The following is an 18,031-nucleotide window of genomic DNA, read 5'->3' as shown; positions in this document are numbered from 1 at the left end:
AAAAAATAGAGAACAAAAAAATAGAGGACAAAAACGCCATGCGCTTCTGCCCTGACCAAAGCCGACCTGATGACGAGCCGGAAAAATTGCTCTCTGGAGAACGGAACCTCTTTCGCCTGCCTTCCCCATCCGAAAACTCTCGTCACTGAATTGAGTTCTCGGACAGGTACTTAAACCAAAAGCGGCTTTTTAGTAAAGCTCTTCTTCCTGATGAGTCAGGATCGTGCAATCAGAAGTGGGGTAGGCCACACAGGTCAACACATAGCCTGCCTCGATTTGATCATCATCCAGGAAGGATTGATCAGATTGATCAACAGTTCCAGACTGGATCTTACCAGCACAAGTTGAGCAAGCACCTGCGCGGCAAGAGTAAGGCAAATCGAGTCCTGCTTCTTCAGCAGCATCAAGAATGTATTCGTCATCCGGGCAATCGATCGTGGTATTCAGGCCTTCGGACTCGTTAATTAACGTGACCTTATAGGATGCCATGCAGTAGTCCTCTCAATATTTAGAACGGCAGTAATAAGAGTTCACCCTCAGCAAACTCAGCGTTTCCTTATTAATCAATCCTTATTAATCAATTAAGAAGCGCGTCTAGGGCTGACTCTTCTCTGATACTACGGGAAAACCCTATCTCTGTAACCCTAGATTCAGGTAGCAGCCGAATGGGATTCGTAATGAAAATACCGAGTTTAGCCCTGAATTACTTATACTTTAGATTTATTTAATGATGTCATTAGCTAAACCTCTATCTCGCATCATTGAACCCCTATGTCGTGGGACAGACTTTTAGTTGAATTAAGCTATTTTTTATAGGATTTACTAACAGGATATAGAGCTATAAATCAGCTGCAATTATTGCTTTTACATATTCAATGAGTCCAGGTAAGCAAATAAACTCTACTTATCTAAAAACTGCTCACGACCCTGAAATTGCAAAATCAGCTTATATCTCCTGCCATAAAACCTGTTTATGTAAGAGTATGCGAGCTAGTTTTTGTATCAGGAGCTACGGTTTTTTATACTAAAGCTATTAGCAAAGTTGAATTGAAACTAAAGAGGCAACCCAATGGCTAAATTTAAGCGGCAATCCCGGCACTCGCAGCCCTGGACAACCCAGCAGCACATTACACTAAGCAGAAGTTGGGCCTTCATCTCAGCCGCCGATTTTGATCGCCTTGAAGCGATGGCACCGGATGAGTGGACTTCTGAAAAACTGATTCAAATGAGCAACAGCAGGGGGCTGTTCTATACCGGATTGTAGTTCCCAGTGCAGTTCCCAGTGCAGTTCCCAGTGCAATTCCCAGCGTAGTTCCCAGCAACAGTCCCTGCGTGGGGATGTATTACTGGAAATGCTGAAACCCTCGCTCCAAACCCAGTCGATCGTCTGAGTAGGTTCCGGTTGGATCACTGAGGATCATATCCTGATTCTCCGTAATCCTGCCCACGATCGCCGCGTCTTCTCCCAACTGGCTCATCACCGCTTCAGCCATTGCCGGAGGAAGGCAGATCACCAGCTCAAAATCTTCTCCACCATACAGCACCCAATCGATCGCCTCTGCCTCAGAGATCTCACCCTCTGCAACCAGAGCGTTTAAATCAGCAGAAATCGGTAATCGATCGCGCTCTAATACCGCGCCCACGCCACTGGCGCGACAAATCTGCACCACCGCATCCGCCAACCCATCACTACTATCCATTGCCGCAATTTCTGATCCCCACTCCCCATTCCCCACTCCCCACTCCCCACTTGTCATCACCTGCCGCATCAGCGAAATGACATCCAACCGGGGACAGGGACGCTGGTGAGCCTGAATCAGTCGATCGCGGCTGATTTGATCCAGGGTTTGTCCCTTTTCAGGATGCAATAGTAATTCCAGTCCTGCTCTAGAGGCTCCGTGAACGCCGGTGACAAGAATGACCTGACCAGGTTTGGCGTTGGCCCGTTTCAATATGCGGCTGGGATGAACCTGCCCAAAAGCTGTGATAGAAACAGTCGTCACTGATGAACGGCAGACATCTCCCCCCACGATCGCCGTTTGGTACTGATTCAGGCAGTCGGTTAAGCCCCGGTACAACTCCTCCACCCAGGTTATGGGCAGGGTTCCTGGAAGTCCGAGGCTGACTGTGATCCCCAAGGGTTCTGCTCCCATCGCTGCCAGATCCGATAGATTTGCCGTCGCAGCCCGCCAACCGACATCCGAGGGGTGAGTTGTGTGATCGCTAAAGTGAACCTGATCCACCAGCATATCTGTTGTAACCACCAGGCAATGACCTGGGCTAAGGGACAGCAAAGCCGCATCATCCCCCACCACATCGATCGGGCAGAAGGTGTAAAGCCGCTTCAAAATCTCCTGTTCTCCCAGGTCTTGAACTTGTTCTTCCTGGTGCGGTTCCTGACTCATGCTGCTTGCGGTTCAACCAGATTGTCCAAACCGCCCACCACTTTGGCGGAAACAATCTTGTCTCCCACTTTGATTTTGTCCAGTACTTCTTTATTCTCAGTCACATAACCAAAGACGGCATAGCGACCATCCAGCAGGTTTAATCCAGCGGGAGTTAATTCTGGTTCAAACAGGAAGAAGAAAAACTGAGAGGAGCCGCCGTTGGGATCATCTCCCGGACGGGCCATGCCCAGGGCACCAAAGGCAGAGAAGGGTAGCATCGGCTGTTCTAAGTACAGTCCGGCATCTTCCAGGGTGATACCGTAAATTGGCTTTTCATCTCCCTGTACCATAATTTCCAGGGGAATCGCCCGATACTGGCCGGTGGCTGGATCAACAAAACCTTCTTCCTTGCCAGGGGGATCCCCCACCTGCGCCACGTAATAATCTTCTGCCCGCGTGAATTCTAACCCGTCATAAAAGCCGCGATTCACCAGATCAACAAAATTTCCGGCGGTAACAGGAGCGTTATATCCATCCACAACGGCTCTGAGCGTTCCCTTACTGGTTTCAAATTCGATCGTGGCTCTACCCTTGAGTTGGGGAAGATTGCTATATTCGGCAGGGACTTCAAAGGGAAATTTGTCCACCATCAATTCTTCCAGTTCCCCAACCCGATCGAGCAATGTACTCCTTCGGCTCCAAACCGCTTCCTTATCATTCGCTTCTACATCCGATCGCATGGCCTCAACGCCAGACTGCAACTCGGCAAGGAGTGCTTCGGCTTGGGGTTTGCGCGGGTCGGGCACGCTAGACAGCAATGCATCTCGCTTTCGATTCAATACCCGGTCAACGGCATCCAGATTACGATTCAAACCGCTGATGCGTCGTCGTCCTCGCAGTCCTTCCGACAATTCTTCTAGATCCCGCTGAATGGTGCGGATAGGTTCATTGTCAATGGGTAGCGAGTAGCGCAGCAGGGCTTTTCCATCGGTGATGGCATTCCCTGGAGGGAGGGCCAGTGCCGGACTCGCCCATCCCCCTAAACTCAGCCCCACTATGCAAATAGAAAGGAGCATTGCCAGAATGCCTATTTTGGAACATCGAACGGTAGCCACAGACCTCTTATATAGGGGGGTCAGACTCCCGCTTACGGATAGGATGCCTAAATTCGCAAGCGTTCTAATCATGGAATTTCACGTCGAGTTCAGCAATGAATATCGTTCCAATCCTCACCGATCGGTTTATATTCAGAAAAATCAGAAAATCAGAAAAACCGTATCGGTCAGTACAGGAAATCTCATTCCTCATCTTCCCATATAGGATGCCGTAGGGATGCGGTAAAATGGATTGCCGATTGTTCTCCAAACAACAGCAGAATTCATGATTTCCAGTAATGATTTTCGTCCCGGTGTCAGTATTGAGCTAGACGGAGCGGTATGGCGCGTTGTGGAATTCCTTCACGTAAAACCTGGGAAGGGATCTGCCTTCGTGCGAACTAAGTTGAAGAATGTACAAACCGGTAGTGTGGTAGAGCGTACCTTCCGGGCAGGGGAAACGGTTCCCCAGGCGGTATTGGAAAAGTCCACGATTCAGCATACCTACAAGGATGGGGAGGACTATGTCTTTATGGACATGGAAACCTACGAAGAAAACCGGCTGACTGTGGCTCAGATTGGCGATCGCGTTAAGTACCTGAAAGAGGGAATGGAAGTCAACGTGGTGCGCTGGAACAATCAGGTGATGGAAGTCGAACTTCCCAACTCGGTGGTTCTAGAAGTGACTCAGACTGACCCCGGTGTGAAAGGGGATACAGCTACGGGAGGAACAAAACCTGCGATCGTGGAAACTGGCGCACAGGTGATGGTGCCGCTCTTCATTTCCATTGGAGAACGCATCAAGGTAGACACTCGGACAGATAGCTATTTGGGACGAGAATAGTTCAGTGGCCAGAATGTCGGCTCAATCATTGGGCTGCTGGCTGCTGGCAACTGATAGGCTTTATGCATAGCTTTATGACACAGGCTTTATAACCAAGCTTCTGACAAACAAGCTGTTTTACAGGTCATCGATTAGGCGATACGCATTGTGGAATTAGACTTTAATGCACTCCGTGAGCTATTGGCGGCAATTAACCAGACGGACGTTGCAGAATTTACGTTGAAAAATGGTGATTTTGAGTTAGTTGTTCGCAAGGCAGCGCAGCCAGTCCATCACGCGCTCTCTGCTGAAACGGTTGGGGGAGATAAGGGGACAGCCCCGATGCCCACTCTGTCGATTGTGCCATCGACTCCTGCCAGTATGCCGACTCCGCCACCCGTTGCCCCCCTGGTGAACGATCGCCTGGTGGATATTACTTCGCCGATGGTGGGTACGTTCTACCGCGCTCCGTCGCCGGATGAGTCACCCTATGTGAATGTAGGCGATCGGATTCGGACGGGTCAGGTGGTGTGCATTGTGGAAGCCATGAAGCTGATGAATGAGGTTGAGGCGGAGGTGACGGGCGAGGTTGTAGAGATTTTAGTGGAGAATGCTCAGTCGGTGGAGTATGGGCAGGTGTTGATGCGGGTGAATCCTGGTTAGATTGGGTTGGGTTGAAGGCTGGGTTTGCATCGGGTGAATGCACGCTGCTGACTGGGCGGGCAAGACTTCGGCTTGAGCTCAGTCGAAACGCTGCCCACCCCACAAGAGGATGCTGACTGGATGGGCACAGGATGCTCACCCCACAAGAGGATGCTGCTGACTGGGCGGGCAAGATGCCCACCCCACAAGAGGATGCTGCTGACTGGATGGGCACAGGATGCTCACCCTACAGGAATTTGGGGTTTAGGGGTATGCGGAAAAACAACGTACCCCCAAAGGGCTCACTGCTGTGTGCCCTTACAGCCGTGTTTATTGCAGATCCCTTAGTCTATTTCGTCCAGCAGGCTTTCGCGGGGATTATAGCTTTCGAGCTGGCGGAGCTTTTCGTAGAGATCGCGCTCTTGAGGAGTTAGATCCCTGGGGCCGCAATCTGAATCTCGACAATTTGATCGCCCCGATCGTCGTCCATTGGGTAGCCCTTCCCGCCCAGGCGAAGTCGTTGCCCTGAGCGCACGCCAGGGGGAATCATCATTTTGACAATGCCATCCAGGGTCGGCACTTCGATCGGCCCACCCAGAACTGCTTCAGTTGGAGTAACTGGAACCTGGCAGTAAATATCGGCTCCATCCAGGGTGAAGAAAGCATGGGGTGACACATGAATGGTCAGGTACAGATCGCCACCGTTCACGCCCTGCCCTTTCAGACGAATTTTCTGCCCCGTCAGCATGCCCGAAGGCATGTTCACCTCCAGCGATCGCCCATCTTCCAGGCGAATCCGTTCCCGTCCGCCACTGTAGGCCCGTTCCAGGGGAACCGTTAATTCGGCCTCTGCATTACGGGGCGATCGAGGCACCGTGTAGGTTTTTTTCGTCGTTCCTGGGCGATAGGGATCTGCTTCTGCGGTGTCTTTAGGAGCGGTGCGGGTTTGAGTGGTGCGGGTTTGGGCGGTGCGAGATGGGTTAGTACGAGTTTGGGTCGTGCGGGTTTGAGTCCGGGTGCGCGTTGTACGGGTCTGGGACGGTTCGCGGTTCAGCAATTGATCGACAAAAGTATTGAAATCACCGTACTGGCTATAGTCCATGTCAGACGATCGCCCATTTCGCCCCCAGTTGCGCACCTTGGAAGCCACCCCCTGAAAGCCGCTCTGATTCCAGAAATTGCTGTACTGATCGTATTCGGCGCGTTTTTCCGTATCCGACAGCATTTCATAGGCTTCCCCCAGGTCTTTAAATTTTTCCTCCGCTTCCCGATTACCGGGATTCATGTCAGGGTGGTATTTCCGAGCCAACTGACGATACGCTTGCTTAATTTCTTCGATCGTCGCGTCCTTAGAAACTCCTAAGATGGCGTAGTAGTTCCGAAAATTTTGCATAGGTGAACAGAGGTGAGGGTGGAAGGGGGAAGGACTGAGGACTGAGGAGTGGGGATTGAGGACTGAGGACTGAGGACTGAGGAGTGGGGAGTGGGGAGTGGGGAGTGGGGAGTGAGGACTGAGGACTGAGGACTGAGGGAAAGAGGAAAGTACGACGATAGAAGGATGAAGGCGGGAGGGCTATGTCCGTGCGAAGCAGGCGGAAGGATGAGTAGAGAACCGAGAAAAGAAGAAGATCCCAATCAAATTCTCCATTTTTCCCTCTTTCCTCTTCCCTCTTCCCTCTTCCCTCCTCACTCCTCACTCCTCACTCCCTAAAGCCATTCATCATCATCGTCCCACTCATCATCGGGAGCGTTGCTATAGCGGTTTGCACCACTGTTGTAGGAAGAAGTTCGACGGTTGGGATCTCTACGGGGTGGGCTGGAGTCAGGATAGGAACTGCGTGGACTATAAGCATCGCGGCTGCCTCGGGTGGGAGGTTCCCGATCGCTCCGGTAGGCATCCTGGGGGTAGGTATCCTGGGGATAGGTGTCTTGAGGATAGGCATCCTGGGGGTAGGCATCCCTTGAGCCGCTATCCTGATATTCGTCCCGTGGGTAATCTTTTCGGGAAGAACGACTGCGATCGCGCCGTTCGGAGTAGGAATCCGTCATACCGCCAGAGCCATATCCTGAATCGCGGTAGCCCTGATCATAATCCTGCTCATATTCCCGATCGCTTCTGCGCGGAGCAGGTGGTTCGGGTTCCCAGTCGTCCTGATTGAAGGTATCGCCGGAATAGGGATCACTCCCCCCTCGGCTGTAGCTGTCACGGGCATCTGGGTAGGGAGAACGAGTCTCTCTGGGATAGGAATCACGGGTTTCCGATGGTGAGTAGGGATCACGGGGTTCTCTGGAGTAGGTATCCCTGGTGTATTCATCTCTAGAATAAGCATCTGGCTCGGAGCGGCGATCGTAGGCACTCCGATTGTCTCTAGAATAATTATCTCTGGAGTAATTATCTCTGGAATAATTGTCTCGGCTGTAGGAGTCCCGACTGTAAGAATCACGGTTATACGAATCGCGGCTGTAAGGATCACGAGCGTAGGGATCACGCCCATAGGTATCCCGTCCGTAGGGGCGATCGTCGTAGTAGAAATCGTCATCATCACCGAACAAGTCTTCACCCAGATTGGATAACGTCCGGCGAATCGAGCCAAAGAAATCGCTCTCTTCGTCTTCTTCCCTGGTAATCTGATAGACCTCTTGCTGCAAGTCGTACAGCGCATCCCGCAGATCTGCCTGGGCAATGTCAATACCGCGATCGTCCTGGCGTTTCAAGCATTCGCGCAATTCCTGTACCAATCCCTCAATCTTGCGACGGTAAGGACTGGCAAACTGCATGCCAAAGTCCAGAGCTACTTCCCGCAGTTGCCGTTCCGCTTCAAAGGTCAGGGCTTCTGCCTTGGTGCGTTTTTCAATCCGATCGCGCTTCTGGCGGTCTTCATCGGCGTAGAGTTCCGCTTCCTGAATCATCCGCTGGATTTCGGTTTCGCTGAGGGTAGAGGCTCCCTGCACCGTGATCCCCTGTTCCCGCCCGGTGGTTTTATCCAGAGCAGTCACCTGGAGAATGCCGTTCGCATCAATATCAAAGGACACCTGCACCTGGGGAATGCCACGGGGAGCCGGAGGAATGCCCATCAGCTTAAAGCGACCGAGGGATTTATTATCCGAAGCCATTTCCCGTTCGCCCTGCACTACATGGACTTCCACCATCGTCTGATTATTTTCAGAGGTGGAGAAAGTGTCCGATCGCCGCACCGGGATCGTCGTATTGCGGGGAATCAGCTTCTTCATCACACCGCCAATGGTTTCCAGCCCCAGGGAAAGGGGAGTCACATCCAGCAGCAGAATGTCCTTCACTTCCTGGGTGAGGATGCCCGCCTGGATCGCGGCACCGACTGCCACCACTTCATCCGGGTTGACATTCTCGTTGGGTTCTCGATCGATAATCGATCGCACCAGTTCCCGCACCATCGGCATCCGGCTACCACCGCCCACCAGCACCACTTCATCAATTTGGCGGGGTGAAAGTCCAGCATCGTTAAGGGCTTGCTTCACGGGACCTCGCAGCCGACCCACCAGATCCGTACAAAGTCCTTCAAACTTGGAGCGATTCAGCCGGGTTTCCAAATGCTTCGGCCCATCTTCTGTAGCAGTGATGAAGGGCAGGTTGATTTCCGTCACGTTCATCCCAGACAGCTCAATCTTGGCTTTCTCAGCCGCCTCCATTAACCGTTGCAAAGCCTGGCGATCGCGCCGCAGATCCACCCCTTCCTGCTCTAAAAACTGTTCCGCCAGCCAATCGACAATCCGCTTGTCAAAGTCATTTCCGCCCAACTGGGTATCCCCACTGGTGGCTCGGACTTCAAACACCCCATCGCCCACATCCAGCACCGAAACGTCGAACGTGCCGCCCCCCAGGTCAAACACCAGGATGGTTTGATTGTCGCGGCGATCGAGTCCATAGGCCAGCGATGCAGCCGTCGGTTCATTCAAAATCCGCAGCACTTCCAGCCCCGCAATGCGTCCGGCATCTCGTGTGGCTTGACGTTGGGAATCGTTAAAGTAGGCCGGAACCGTGATTACCGCTCCAGTGACGGGTTCCCCCAGGTAGCGGTTGGCTTCCTCAGCCAGCTTCCGCAAAATCATGGCAGAAATTTCTTCCGGAGCAAAATCCCGTTGGAGACGAGGACATTTGAGCTGAATGCCGCCCATTTCGTCTTTGCGAATGGTGTAGGGAACCCGGCGTGATTCTGGGTTCAGCTCAGTATATCTGCGCCCCATGAAGCGTTTCACCCCAAAGAAGGTGTTCTGGGGGTTCAGCACCGACTGCCGCCGCGCCATTTGCCCAACGAGCCGTTCTTCCTCTTTTGAAAAGGCAACCACTGAGGGCGTAGTCCGCATCCCTTCACTGTTGGCGATAACCACAGGTTTGCCGCCTTCCATAACGGCGACGACGGAATTGGTGGTGCCCAGGTCAATGCCAACTACTTTTCCCATTCGCTGCGAAACTCCTCGCCTGATACCCAACTAGATGACTTGAGAATAAACTACCGCAACCAGAATTACTAAGAATCGTTGCTAAATTCATTCTATCTTGCTAAAGATGATGGACACGGTGGGGATTTCCGTCAAGGGTAGGTATCTTTATTCAACAGGTTCGGTCATGTGAATTTGGTTCCCAGAGAGGGCGATCGGGTTCTTACGGCGATCGCACTGTCCATCAGCATCAACGCTTTTCTATTTTCAACCATGCAAAAACTTGCTCGGCTGTTAGCTCTAAATGGACTCCCTCCAGGACTTGAAGCTGGCAAGCCCCTCTATGAACATTGGGTTCTTTGGGAGAGTCAGTAGTCCTTGCCGTGCATCGGGGGCGAAGGTCAGCAATTAGGTCGCTGTCGCTGTCCGCTCGAAAATCGTCGCGCAGGATTGAGCCAAACAATGCCATTTTAGTGATTCCCCAGTGCTGGCAGAAGGTCTCAATCTCCTGGCTGGATGTTGATCGAGCAGTAACATTTGGGATCCCGTAGATAACTGCCCTTTATTTTACATTCTGCGATCGCGGTGATTGCAGAACTAAGGGGGATGCGGCAAAATAACATACCCGTTAGTCAAGGGCGCACTGCTGTGCGCCCTTACAGCCGTTTTGTTCAAAAATGGGATGCCATTTAACTACAGATCCCTTTAATTGCAGATCCCTTACAGCAACGGTCGGATTTGGGCTTGATAGGCTGCTGCATCCAGACCTGCCCCGGTGTAAGCCGTTGCTGGATCGATCATCGTGTTTAACCGTTCGATGCGAGTGCTGGTCGCAGGGTGAGTACTGAGCACTGCAGGCACACCTCCCTGACGCAGGAGCTTCTCCATAAAGTCCACCATTGCTCCTGGCGCGTAACCAGTTCGAACCAAATTGTTAAGTCCTAGTGCATCCGCCTCCAGTTCATCCTGACGACTGTTGGGACGGCTGATGGCTAGCTCCACACCAATATTCACCGCCTGACTGCGATCGAGTCCTGTCGCAGTGAGTACACCCCCTGCGATCGCCCGTTCTCGCATTTGCTTCACCGCATGACGAGGTACGATATGGCCAATTTCATGGCTAATGACGCTGGCTAGTTGCGCTTCATTATCAGCCGCCCGCATTAACCCAGTTGTGACATAAACATAGCCCCCCATCGTGGCGAAGGCATTCACCTGATTGTCATCCACCACTTGAAAAACATAGGGAATATCTGGACGATCGCTATGGGGAACCAGGCTTTGACCAATGCGATCGACATACCCAGTAATGCTGGAATTGTTGTAGAGTCTGATTTGCTGACGCACCAGTTGATTGTTAATTTGTGAACCGAGCGAGACTTCTTGACTGTCAGACATTGAAGACAGTTGGATAATCTGAATACCTCGGAAAATCAGATCAATCAATGGAAAGGCTTGTCCGGGTTGGGGGGTGCTCACCACCACACTGACTGCCATCACCAGAGACATCAACCCATACATCCAACGGCGATGCACCTGGCGGAAAAAACTGAAGGGAAGGAATCGGGAAAAGTTGCTCAACATGTTACGAATTTAGTCAATAGCTACGGAGCGGGTAGAAGTTGAGGGCGCGCGAATCACTAAACGCTTTGACGCATCAGCAGACAGCTTGTTCCACCAGCTGAAGTTGCTTAAAAATGGCTCCTCCCTCCATTCTAAAGTTCCCAGAATTGCCTGACCGTAACTGCCAACCGGATTCAAGCAACCATGCAACCTGCCAGTAACTTACATCACAAAATAAAGGGTGTATCCCACTTTTGCATTTGCATGAAGGATAGTTCACTGGCAGGCAAGATGCCTGCGCTACGGAAATCGATCAATTTGCATAAATTGGGATGCTCCCAAAATAAACGATGTAACGATCGCCTGCCCCATCCCTCACTCCGTAGACAGAAGATCGACTGACCACTAGCCATTTAAAAAAAATTTCATCAATATAGGAACCAGTGGTTTGCAAAATTCGTCAGCCTAGCTAGCCCTGTTTCGTGTCTTGTGTTTTTGCCCCATACTGTCTTTATTGTGTATGACCAATGCGATCGGGAAATATCTACAGAACGGCAAATACACGCTAGATCAAGAACTCGGACAAGGCGGGTTCGGCATCACCTATCTAGCGCACCATAATACATTGGGGCATATTGTCGTCATCAAGACTCTAAACGACTCCCTGCGGCAGGATCCAAAATTTTGGGAGTTTCAACGGCAATTCCAGGATGAAGCAAGACGGCTGGCTAAATTTTCTCACCCTAATATTGTTCGGGTGACAGATTTTTTTGTAGAAGAAGAATTGCCCTATATTGTGATGGATTTTATTCCAGGGCAAACGTTGAAAACACTAGTCATTCCAAATAATCCGCTGCCCGAATCTGTTGCCATTCAATACATTCAGCAGATTGCCAATGCCTTGAAAGTGGTTCATTACCACGGATTGCTGCATCGGGATGTCAAACCTCAGAATGTGATTTTGCGGCAGGGAACCCAGGAGGTTGTGTTAATTGACTTTGGCATTGCGCGGGAATTTACCCCAGGGCAAACTCAAACCCATACGGGAGTCTTATCCGTAGGCTATGCCCCAATCGAGCAATACCTGCCTCGCGCCAAACGAACTCCGGCAACCGATGTCTATGGACTGGCCGCGACGCTATATACCTTACTGACCGCAGAAGTTCCCGTTCCAGCCACCCTGCGGCACCGCCAACCCCTACCCACTCCCCGTGACCTGCGTCCTGAACTCAGCCCTTTGATCAATCAGGCTGTCCTACACGGCATGGCCGTTGAACCCGAACAGCGACCCGCCAGCGTGGATGAATGGATGGCTTTACTGCCAAACCTCCAGACCAGTTCTACCCAGGGGCCAGCACCACACAGCTACACCTCCCCTGCAACCAATGCTCCGACTCTAGCGGTTTCCCCTCCCCCTCCTCCCCATCTTGCCCCTGAACCACCCTTTACTCCCCGACGAGTCGCGTCTGAGCCGCCGGGAGGTCAACGATCGGCTGCCCCAGTTCCAGCATCAGATCCAAGCTCAGATCCACCTCGATCGAACTTTAACGATCGTCCCTGGCTCATTGCTGCCCTCACTTCCCTGGGAGTTCTGGGTGCGATCGTCCTGGGCAATGCACTTTTACGTCCTCAGTCTCCCTCTCCCCGACCCGAGGCTCCCCGGCCCGAAGCCCCCTCTCCCACTGCTCCCAGATCTCCCCGCCCGGATGCTCCACCCGCTCCAATCGAAGAAGTCCAACCCACCCCTGAACCCTCTCCCACACCGGAAGAGTCTCCCACTCCAGAGGCGGAGACTGAAGGGGAACTGGAAGAGACACCAGAAGAAGAACTGGAACCCACTCTCCCCCCCGAAGCCCCAGAACCTCCACTGCCAGAAGAACCGATCGACTCTCCGGAAGTCGTTCCATCCCCGAATTTACTCCTACCCGACACGCCATCTCCGATCGAGTCTCCAAACGCCATTACTCCTCCCACTTCCACTCCCTCTCCGGAACCCCAAGCCACCGTGGATGCTCCACCGGAATCCATTCCAGTAATGCCTGAAGAAGTGCGCGGTTCAGACCGGGGAAGGGAACGAGGTCGCGGCTCTGAGCAGGCAGACAGCAATCGCGGTCGCGGTCGCGGAAACTAACCGATTTCTTAAATCTTTGCCCTCCTAATCTTCGCCCTCAAACCCCGTTTAGGGATCTGCAATTAAATGGCATCCCAATTTTTGAAAAAATCGGCTGTAAGGGCGCACAGCAGTGTGCCTCTAACGGGTATGTTATTTGGCCGCATCCCTCTTACCTTTCCCTGCGTCCCCGTTTTTCAGTATTCTTGATCCGCTGATCATCGCAGTGGGTAAATGACTATGCTGGATTTGACTGGAAAGAATGCATTGGTGACAGGCATTGCCAATAATCGATCGATCGCCTGGGGCATTGCTCAACAACTCCACAAAGCCGGAGCAAATATTGGTGTAACCTACCTACCCGACGATAAAGGACGCTTTGAAAAGAAAGTCTCAGAGCTAGTTGAACCCTTACAGCCATCCCTATTCCTGCCCTGCAATGTACAGGATGATGCTCAGGTGCAGTCCACCTTTGATGCTATTCAGGCGAAGTGGGGCAAGCTGGATATTCTGGTTCACAGTCTTGCTTTTGCCAGCAAAGATTCCTTAGGTGGCGATTTTAGCAGCGTTTCTCGGCAAGACTTTAGCCAATCCCTGGAGATCAGCACCTTTTCCCTGATTCAGCTCAGTCACGCCGCGAAACCGCTGATGACCGAAGGGGGTAGCATTGTCACGATGAGCTATTTGGGTGGCGTGCGGGTTGTGCCGAATTACAACACCATGGGCGTGGCGAAGGCCGCATTAGAAACGACCGTTCGCTACCTCGCATCAGAGCTGGGTTCTCAGAATATTCGAGTCAATGCCGTTTCAGCTGCACCAATTCGTACTCTGGCTTCCTCAGCGATCGGCGGTTTCCATGACATGATGAACCATGTTGAGCAAGTGGCTCCCCTGCGCCGCAATGTGACTCAAACCGAGGTAGGTAATGCGGCTGCGTTTCTGTGCAGTGATTTGTCGAGCGGCATTACCGGACAAATTCTGTACGTGGATGCAGGGTACGAGATCATGGGAATGTAAAGGTTCGTGCTGGATGTTCGTTCTTTACCCTTAATAGCCCTCAATTTTACTCAACCCTTCTCAATAGCAATACCTACCACTCTGATCGGGGTGCGATCGGTTTTTGGCTTTGCGAAGCGTGCCCAATAGGGTAGAGGTGAAAATACACCGTCTGAGCCGTCCCCCGTTTTGCATCATTAAGGTAAGTCGTCCGAAGGGCGGTGGAATTTGCCCCCGATGATTGAATTCAATTCGGTACACTCCATTGGTTCGCGGCAGGGTTGTTTCGCTCAGATCAATACGGACTCCAGGCTTCAGACTATACCAGTTGACCTGGTTCGGGGCCGCGGTTTTGGGGTGGATAGCCCATTGAGCGGTATTATTCAAATCTCGAAAGCTGGCCCGCCAGGTGGAGCGGGTTCGAGCAGACATAATTTGAGCCTGGCGAGTCGCCTGGAAAACTTCATCCTGGGCGGCTGTCAGTACACGCGCATTCCAAATCCCCTGAACGCTAACGGTGGTGATGGCAGCCAGGATGCCGATAATGGCAATGACAACCAGCATCTCCACCAGGGTAAAACCCGATGGAGCCAGTCTGGAGCGCGATCGGTTTCTGTGCCGTCGGACATGGGCGATGAAAGTCGGGCGATCTCGTCGATGCTGGAGTGGATGCTTCACGGTAGTTCCCTGATCGGATGAATTGATGTATTGCCAGTTTTCCCAGCACCAAGAATGAGCATCGGCTCACCAATCAGCTTCACCAAAATAAAATGTACAGAATGGGAACTTTTAAGCTATGCTGAATAACTGGAATAGTTCACTGTTGAATTGTTCCTGAACGAAAGACCTGCGGATGTGGCGGAATTGGTATACGCGCACGTTTGAGGGGCGTGTGGCTTTGCCTTGCGAGTTCGAGTCTCGCCATCCGCATTTCCATGTAGGGGTGATTTCTGATCACCCCTATTATTTTTTAAACTGACCTAAAAACTGGACGATCGCGCCTCAGTCCTTCCGTCTATCCCTGTAGAATAGAAGTATAGAAAATTAAAGATTTGTAAAGTCTTGACTTCAACGTTTCAATCCACCCAAGGTTCAAAGAAGCTGCCAGCAGCCTGGCACGTGCTCCAACCCCTCTGGCAGGGTGGACAGGAGGTTGTCCAGCGCGGATTGCCCCACTCTCAGCTTGCCCCCGCCTGGCAAATTCTGATGCTGGGGGATGGTTCCCCGACTCGGCATTTACAACTGCTTACGGGTGAACCCACCGAAGTTGATGTGATTGATATGTCTCTGATCGGGGAGGATCTGGATCATGCTCCAGACCTGATTCAGGTGGTGCCTGGACCACGCCTGCGACGACAGGTTTGGCTGCGAACTGCCTCAGGGCAACGGTTAGCCTATGCGACTTCCTGGTGGGAGGCCAGTCATGTCGATGAATACCTGCAAAATCGATCGCTCCCCATCTGGGCAGTCTGGCCCGGCTCCGCACTGAACTGTACCGGGATGTCCAGGGTATCCACTGGGGACACTCCCAAGCCCTGGAACTTGCCTTTGGTCAGTCCGGGCCGTTTTGGGGACGGCATTATCTGTTCTGGCATCACGGGCGACCCCTCACCCTAATTTACGAGGTGTTTTCCCCCTATTTAACGAAGTATCTGGGGGCAATGACGCTGGAGGAGTGAGGGCGAAGGGTGAAAGGTAAAGGGCACACTGCGGTGCGCCCCTACGGATTTATGATTCTAAAACTGCCGCAAGAACCGCAAATCGCTATTGTACAAACGGCGGATGTCATCCAACTGGTGGAGCACCTGCGCCAGACGTTCCACTCCAAACCCAGCCGCAAAGCCAGTGTAGACTTCCGGATCGTAGCCCACTGCTTTGAGTACGTTTGGGTCTACCATGCCGCAGCCCATGACCTCCAGCCAGCGACCGCGCCACTGCAAGTCCACCTCGGCGGAGGGTTCAGTGAAGGGGAAGAAGCTGGGGCGAAACCGGATGGGGCATTCCCCAAACATGGCTTCCAGGAAAACTTTGATGGTTCCCTTCAAATCTGTAAAGGTCAACCCCTCATCGACGGCCAGAATTTCAATCTGGTGGAAGACGGCGGTGTGGGTGGCATCCACTGTATCCCGCCGATAGACCCGCCCTGGAGCCACGATCCGAATTGGGGGTTCATTGTTTTCCATGTAGCGAATTTGCACCGACGAGGTGTGGGTTCTCAGCAGGTTGCCGTCGGGCAGGTAAAACGTATCTGCCATATCGCGGGCAGGGTGATCCGCAGGTGTATTCAGGGCTTCAAAGTTGTAGTAGTCCGATTCCATCTCTGGCCCTTCTGCGACCGTGTAGCCCAAGCCCACGAAAATGTCGATCGCCCGTTCGATGGTGCTGGTCAGAGGATGGGTATGGCCCTGAGGAAGGTAAACCCCCGGCATGGTGACATCCAGGGTTTCCGCCTCCAGTTGTGCCTCAATTTGGGCTGCCTGTAAGTCCGATCGCTTTTGCTCCAGAGCAGACTGTACGGCTTCCTTCACTTCGTTCGCCAATGCCCCAATCCGGGGACGTTCAGCCGCATCCAGTTTCCCCATGCCGCCCAACACCTGAGACAAGCTACCTTTCTTGCCCAAATATTTAAGCCGTAGTTGTTCAAGCTGGTTCAGCGTATCTGCCTCAGCGATCGCCTGTTGAGCGTCTTGTTTGAGGGCAGTCAGTTGTGTTTCGAGATCGCTAAGCTGTGTGGTCATGCTCAGGGGAATAAGTTCGCTAGGGAAATAAACGTCTCTTGCAGTTTACCTCTACCAGTTTACGATCGATCTCTTCTCAACCTGGTTGCGCCTAAACTGGATCTGGACAATCTTAATCTCAGTCGATCGCAAACCCTGTTGAGATCCCCCCTAGCCCCCCTTAAAAAAGGGGGAACCGTTCGCGGAGCGTGTGCGCAGCACAAACCGAAAAAGGTTTGAAGTCCCCCTTTTCAAGGGGGATTTAGGGGGATCGAACGCAGGCATTGCCGTGAACGCAATTCATTTTCGATCTACTGAATCTAGATGAGCTTAATCTAGACAATCTAGACAATCTCAAACTGGTCTCTGGTTCATCAACTCCTTCAGTTTAATCCTCCATGAATCTTTTAATTAGCAACGATGATGGCATCTTCGCGCTGGGCATTCGCACCCTGGCAAATACGCTGGCAGCCGCCGGACATCGGGTGACAGTGGTTTGCCCCGATCGAGAGCGATCGGCCACAGGGCACGGATTAACGCTGCACGATCCCATTCGCGCCGAGCAAATTGAATCGGTGTTTGAACCCTCTGTACAGGCGTGGGCCTGTTCTGGGACACCCTCCGACTGTGTCAAGCTGGCATTGGGGGCGTTATTGTCCCATCCGCCTGACATGGTGCTGTCTGGGATTAATCATGGCTCTAACCTGGGAACCGATGTGCTGTACTCTGGCACCGTGTCTGCCGCCATGGAAGGGGTAATTGAAGGGATTCCCAGTATTGCCTTTAGCCTCACCAGCTTTTCCTCCCAGGACTTCCAGCCCGCTGCCAACTTTGCCCGATCGCTGATCGATCGCATTGCCCAACACCCTCTCCCTAAACTAACGTTGCTCAACATCAACATTCCCGCTGTGCCAGACCATGAAATTGCTGGGGTGATCATGACGCGCCAGGGCGTACGACGCTACTTCGATATGTTTGAAAAGCGGATTGATCCGAGGGGCAAAACTTACTACTGGTTGGCTGGCGAAGTTCTAGAAGATGTGGATGAAGCTGAACTGGAGGAAGCGGGAATGTCTGGACTTAAAGCGTCTGGAGGGGATGCAGAATGGTTTCGCAAAACGGCGACGGATGTTCAGGCGATTCGCAAAAACTACATCACGGTTACCCCCTTGCAGTATAATCTCACCTGCGCTCTGGGATTGGAGAGTTTGCAAAAGTGGCAAATTCAATCTTCTTTTATGGAGGGGTAAATCCTTGAAACTTAAGCTGCCTGCCTAAGCGGT

14 protein-coding genes, 1 tRNA gene and 2 pseudogenes are annotated in these 18,031 nt (G+C 52.3%); 9 read left to right on the top strand and 8 right to left on the bottom strand.

Annotated features, from left to right (window positions below; genetic code table 11):
- Positions 1–189: 189 nt before the first annotated feature.
- Positions 190–489, bottom strand: coding sequence for a ferredoxin (locus ACM1PF_RS15220; protein ID WP_416676035.1), 300 nt, complete (start codon positions 487–489; stop codon positions 190–192).
- A 580-nt stretch (positions 490–1,069) separates the two neighbouring features.
- Between ACM1PF_RS15220 and ACM1PF_RS15215 the strand changes: the two genes are divergently transcribed.
- On the top strand, positions 1,070–1,264 hold the full coding sequence (locus tag ACM1PF_RS15215; protein WP_416676032.1) for a hypothetical protein: 195 nt from the start codon (positions 1,070–1,072) through the stop codon (positions 1,262–1,264).
- A 79-nt stretch (positions 1,265–1,343) separates the two neighbouring features.
- Here ACM1PF_RS15215 and thiL read toward each other — a convergent pair whose 3' ends face one another.
- Both thiL and ACM1PF_RS15205 read right to left on the bottom strand, forming a co-directional pair.
- The gene (thiL, locus tag ACM1PF_RS15210; RefSeq protein ID WP_416676030.1) at positions 1,344–2,405 is read right to left on the bottom strand and encodes a thiamine-phosphate kinase; all 1,062 of its coding nucleotides are present in this window, start codon (positions 2,403–2,405) and stop codon (positions 1,344–1,346) included.
- A complete protein-coding gene (locus tag ACM1PF_RS15205) occupies positions 2,402–3,463 on the bottom strand; it encodes a peptidylprolyl isomerase (RefSeq protein ID WP_416676027.1) in 1,062 nt (353 codons plus the stop codon). The genes thiL and ACM1PF_RS15205 overlap by 4 nt, the downstream gene beginning before the upstream one ends.
- A 304-nt stretch (positions 3,464–3,767) precedes the next feature.
- On the opposite strand from ACM1PF_RS15205, the gene efp reads away from it, so the two are divergent.
- Both efp and accB read left to right on the top strand, forming a co-directional pair.
- Positions 3,768–4,325 (top strand): elongation factor P, encoded by a 558-nt coding sequence (efp, locus tag ACM1PF_RS15200; RefSeq protein WP_416676024.1) that lies wholly within the window; start codon positions 3,768–3,770, stop codon positions 4,323–4,325.
- Positions 4,326–4,472: 147 nt separating this feature from the next.
- Positions 4,473–4,967 (top strand): acetyl-CoA carboxylase biotin carboxyl carrier protein, encoded by a 495-nt coding sequence (accB, locus tag ACM1PF_RS15195; RefSeq protein ID WP_416676021.1) that lies wholly within the window; start codon positions 4,473–4,475, stop codon positions 4,965–4,967.
- Between the two features lie 323 nt (positions 4,968–5,290).
- Here accB and ACM1PF_RS15190 read toward each other — a convergent pair.
- Both ACM1PF_RS15190 and dnaK read right to left on the bottom strand, forming a co-directional pair.
- Positions 5,291–6,339 (bottom strand): annotated as a pseudogene (locus ACM1PF_RS15190) (DnaJ C-terminal domain-containing protein).
- A 314-nt stretch (positions 6,340–6,653) separates the two neighbouring features.
- The gene (gene dnaK / locus ACM1PF_RS15185) at positions 6,654–9,383 is read right to left on the bottom strand and encodes a molecular chaperone DnaK (RefSeq protein WP_416676018.1); all 2,730 of its coding nucleotides are present in this window, start codon (positions 9,381–9,383) and stop codon (positions 6,654–6,656) included.
- 168 nt (positions 9,384–9,551) lie between these two features.
- On the opposite strand from dnaK, the gene ACM1PF_RS15180 reads away from it, so the two are divergent.
- Positions 9,552–9,737, top strand: a complete 186-nt coding sequence (locus ACM1PF_RS15180; protein ID WP_416676958.1) for a hypothetical protein — start codon at positions 9,552–9,554, stop codon at positions 9,735–9,737.
- A gap of 345 nt (positions 9,738–10,082) precedes the next feature.
- Here ACM1PF_RS15180 and ACM1PF_RS15175 read toward each other — a convergent pair whose 3' ends face one another.
- The gene (locus ACM1PF_RS15175) at positions 10,083–10,946 is read right to left on the bottom strand and encodes a M48 family metallopeptidase (RefSeq protein WP_416676015.1); all 864 of its coding nucleotides are present in this window, start codon (positions 10,944–10,946) and stop codon (positions 10,083–10,085) included.
- 499 nt (positions 10,947–11,445) lie between these two features.
- Here ACM1PF_RS15175 and ACM1PF_RS15170 point away from each other — a divergent pair, with 499 nt between their 5' ends.
- Positions 11,446–13,056, top strand: coding sequence for a serine/threonine protein kinase (locus ACM1PF_RS15170; protein ID WP_416676012.1), 1,611 nt, complete (start codon positions 11,446–11,448; stop codon positions 13,054–13,056).
- A 219-nt stretch (positions 13,057–13,275) separates the two neighbouring features.
- A complete protein-coding gene (fabI, locus tag ACM1PF_RS15165) occupies positions 13,276–14,052 on the top strand; it encodes an enoyl-ACP reductase FabI (RefSeq protein WP_416676009.1) in 777 nt (258 codons plus the stop codon).
- 60 nt (positions 14,053–14,112) lie between these two features.
- On the opposite strand, the gene ACM1PF_RS15160 is transcribed toward fabI, so the two are convergent.
- Positions 14,113–14,709 (bottom strand): prepilin-type N-terminal cleavage/methylation domain-containing protein, encoded by a 597-nt coding sequence (locus ACM1PF_RS15160; RefSeq protein WP_416676006.1) that lies wholly within the window; start codon positions 14,707–14,709, stop codon positions 14,113–14,115.
- A gap of 171 nt (positions 14,710–14,880) precedes the next feature.
- Here ACM1PF_RS15160 and ACM1PF_RS15155 point away from each other — a divergent pair.
- Positions 14,881–14,961 (top strand) — tRNA-Leu (locus ACM1PF_RS15155).
- Between the two features lie 132 nt (positions 14,962–15,093).
- A pseudogene (locus tag ACM1PF_RS15150) lies at positions 15,094–15,710 on the top strand (chorismate lyase).
- 57 nt (positions 15,711–15,767) lie between these two features.
- On the opposite strand, the gene pheS reads toward ACM1PF_RS15150, so the two are convergent.
- The gene (gene pheS, locus ACM1PF_RS15145) at positions 15,768–16,769 is read right to left on the bottom strand and encodes a phenylalanine--tRNA ligase subunit alpha (RefSeq protein WP_416676003.1); all 1,002 of its coding nucleotides are present in this window, start codon (positions 16,767–16,769) and stop codon (positions 15,768–15,770) included.
- A gap of 377 nt (positions 16,770–17,146) precedes the next feature.
- On the opposite strand from pheS, the gene surE reads away from it, so the two are divergent.
- The gene (surE, locus tag ACM1PF_RS15140) at positions 17,147–17,998 is read left to right on the top strand and encodes a 5'/3'-nucleotidase SurE (protein ID WP_416676001.1); all 852 of its coding nucleotides are present in this window, start codon (positions 17,147–17,149) and stop codon (positions 17,996–17,998) included.
- The last annotated feature ends 33 nt before the right edge of the window (positions 17,999–18,031 follow it).

It is taken from the genome of Egbenema bharatensis FJBBOT/2019 (assembly GCF_048077055.1).
Classification (GTDB): Bacteria; Cyanobacteriota; Cyanobacteriia; order Elainellales; family Elainellaceae; genus Egbenema; species Egbenema bharatensis.
Note: the sequence above shows the minus strand (reverse complement) of the source record. Positions and strands in the feature narration are given on the sequence as shown.

Bases quoted from the DNA above. Each gene is read 5' to 3' on its own strand.
- fabI (WP_416676009.1), top strand. From the start codon at position 13,276: ATGCTGGATTTGACTGGAAAGAATGCATTGGTGACAGGCATTGCCAAT.
- thiL (WP_416676030.1), bottom strand. From the start codon at position 2,405: ATGAGTCAGGAACCGCACCAGGAAGAACAAGTTCAAGACCTGGGAGAA.
- ACM1PF_RS15205 (WP_416676027.1), bottom strand. From the start codon at position 3,463: ATGCTCCTTTCTATTTGCATAGTGGGGCTGAGTTTAGGGGGATGGGCG.
- efp (WP_416676024.1), top strand. From the start codon at position 3,768: ATGATTTCCAGTAATGATTTTCGTCCCGGTGTCAGTATTGAGCTAGAC.
- ACM1PF_RS15215 (WP_416676032.1), top strand. From the start codon at position 1,070: ATGGCTAAATTTAAGCGGCAATCCCGGCACTCGCAGCCCTGGACAACC.
- ACM1PF_RS15175 (WP_416676015.1), bottom strand. From the start codon at position 10,946: ATGTTGAGCAACTTTTCCCGATTCCTTCCCTTCAGTTTTTTCCGCCAG.
- ACM1PF_RS15220 (WP_416676035.1), bottom strand. From the start codon at position 489: ATGGCATCCTATAAGGTCACGTTAATTAACGAGTCCGAAGGCCTGAAT.
- dnaK (WP_416676018.1), bottom strand. From the start codon at position 9,383: ATGGGAAAAGTAGTTGGCATTGACCTGGGCACCACCAATTCCGTCGTC.
- surE (WP_416676001.1), top strand. From the start codon at position 17,147: ATGAATCTTTTAATTAGCAACGATGATGGCATCTTCGCGCTGGGCATT.
- ACM1PF_RS15170 (WP_416676012.1), top strand. From the start codon at position 11,446: ATGACCAATGCGATCGGGAAATATCTACAGAACGGCAAATACACGCTA.
- pheS (WP_416676003.1), bottom strand. From the start codon at position 16,769: ATGACCACACAGCTTAGCGATCTCGAAACACAACTGACTGCCCTCAAA.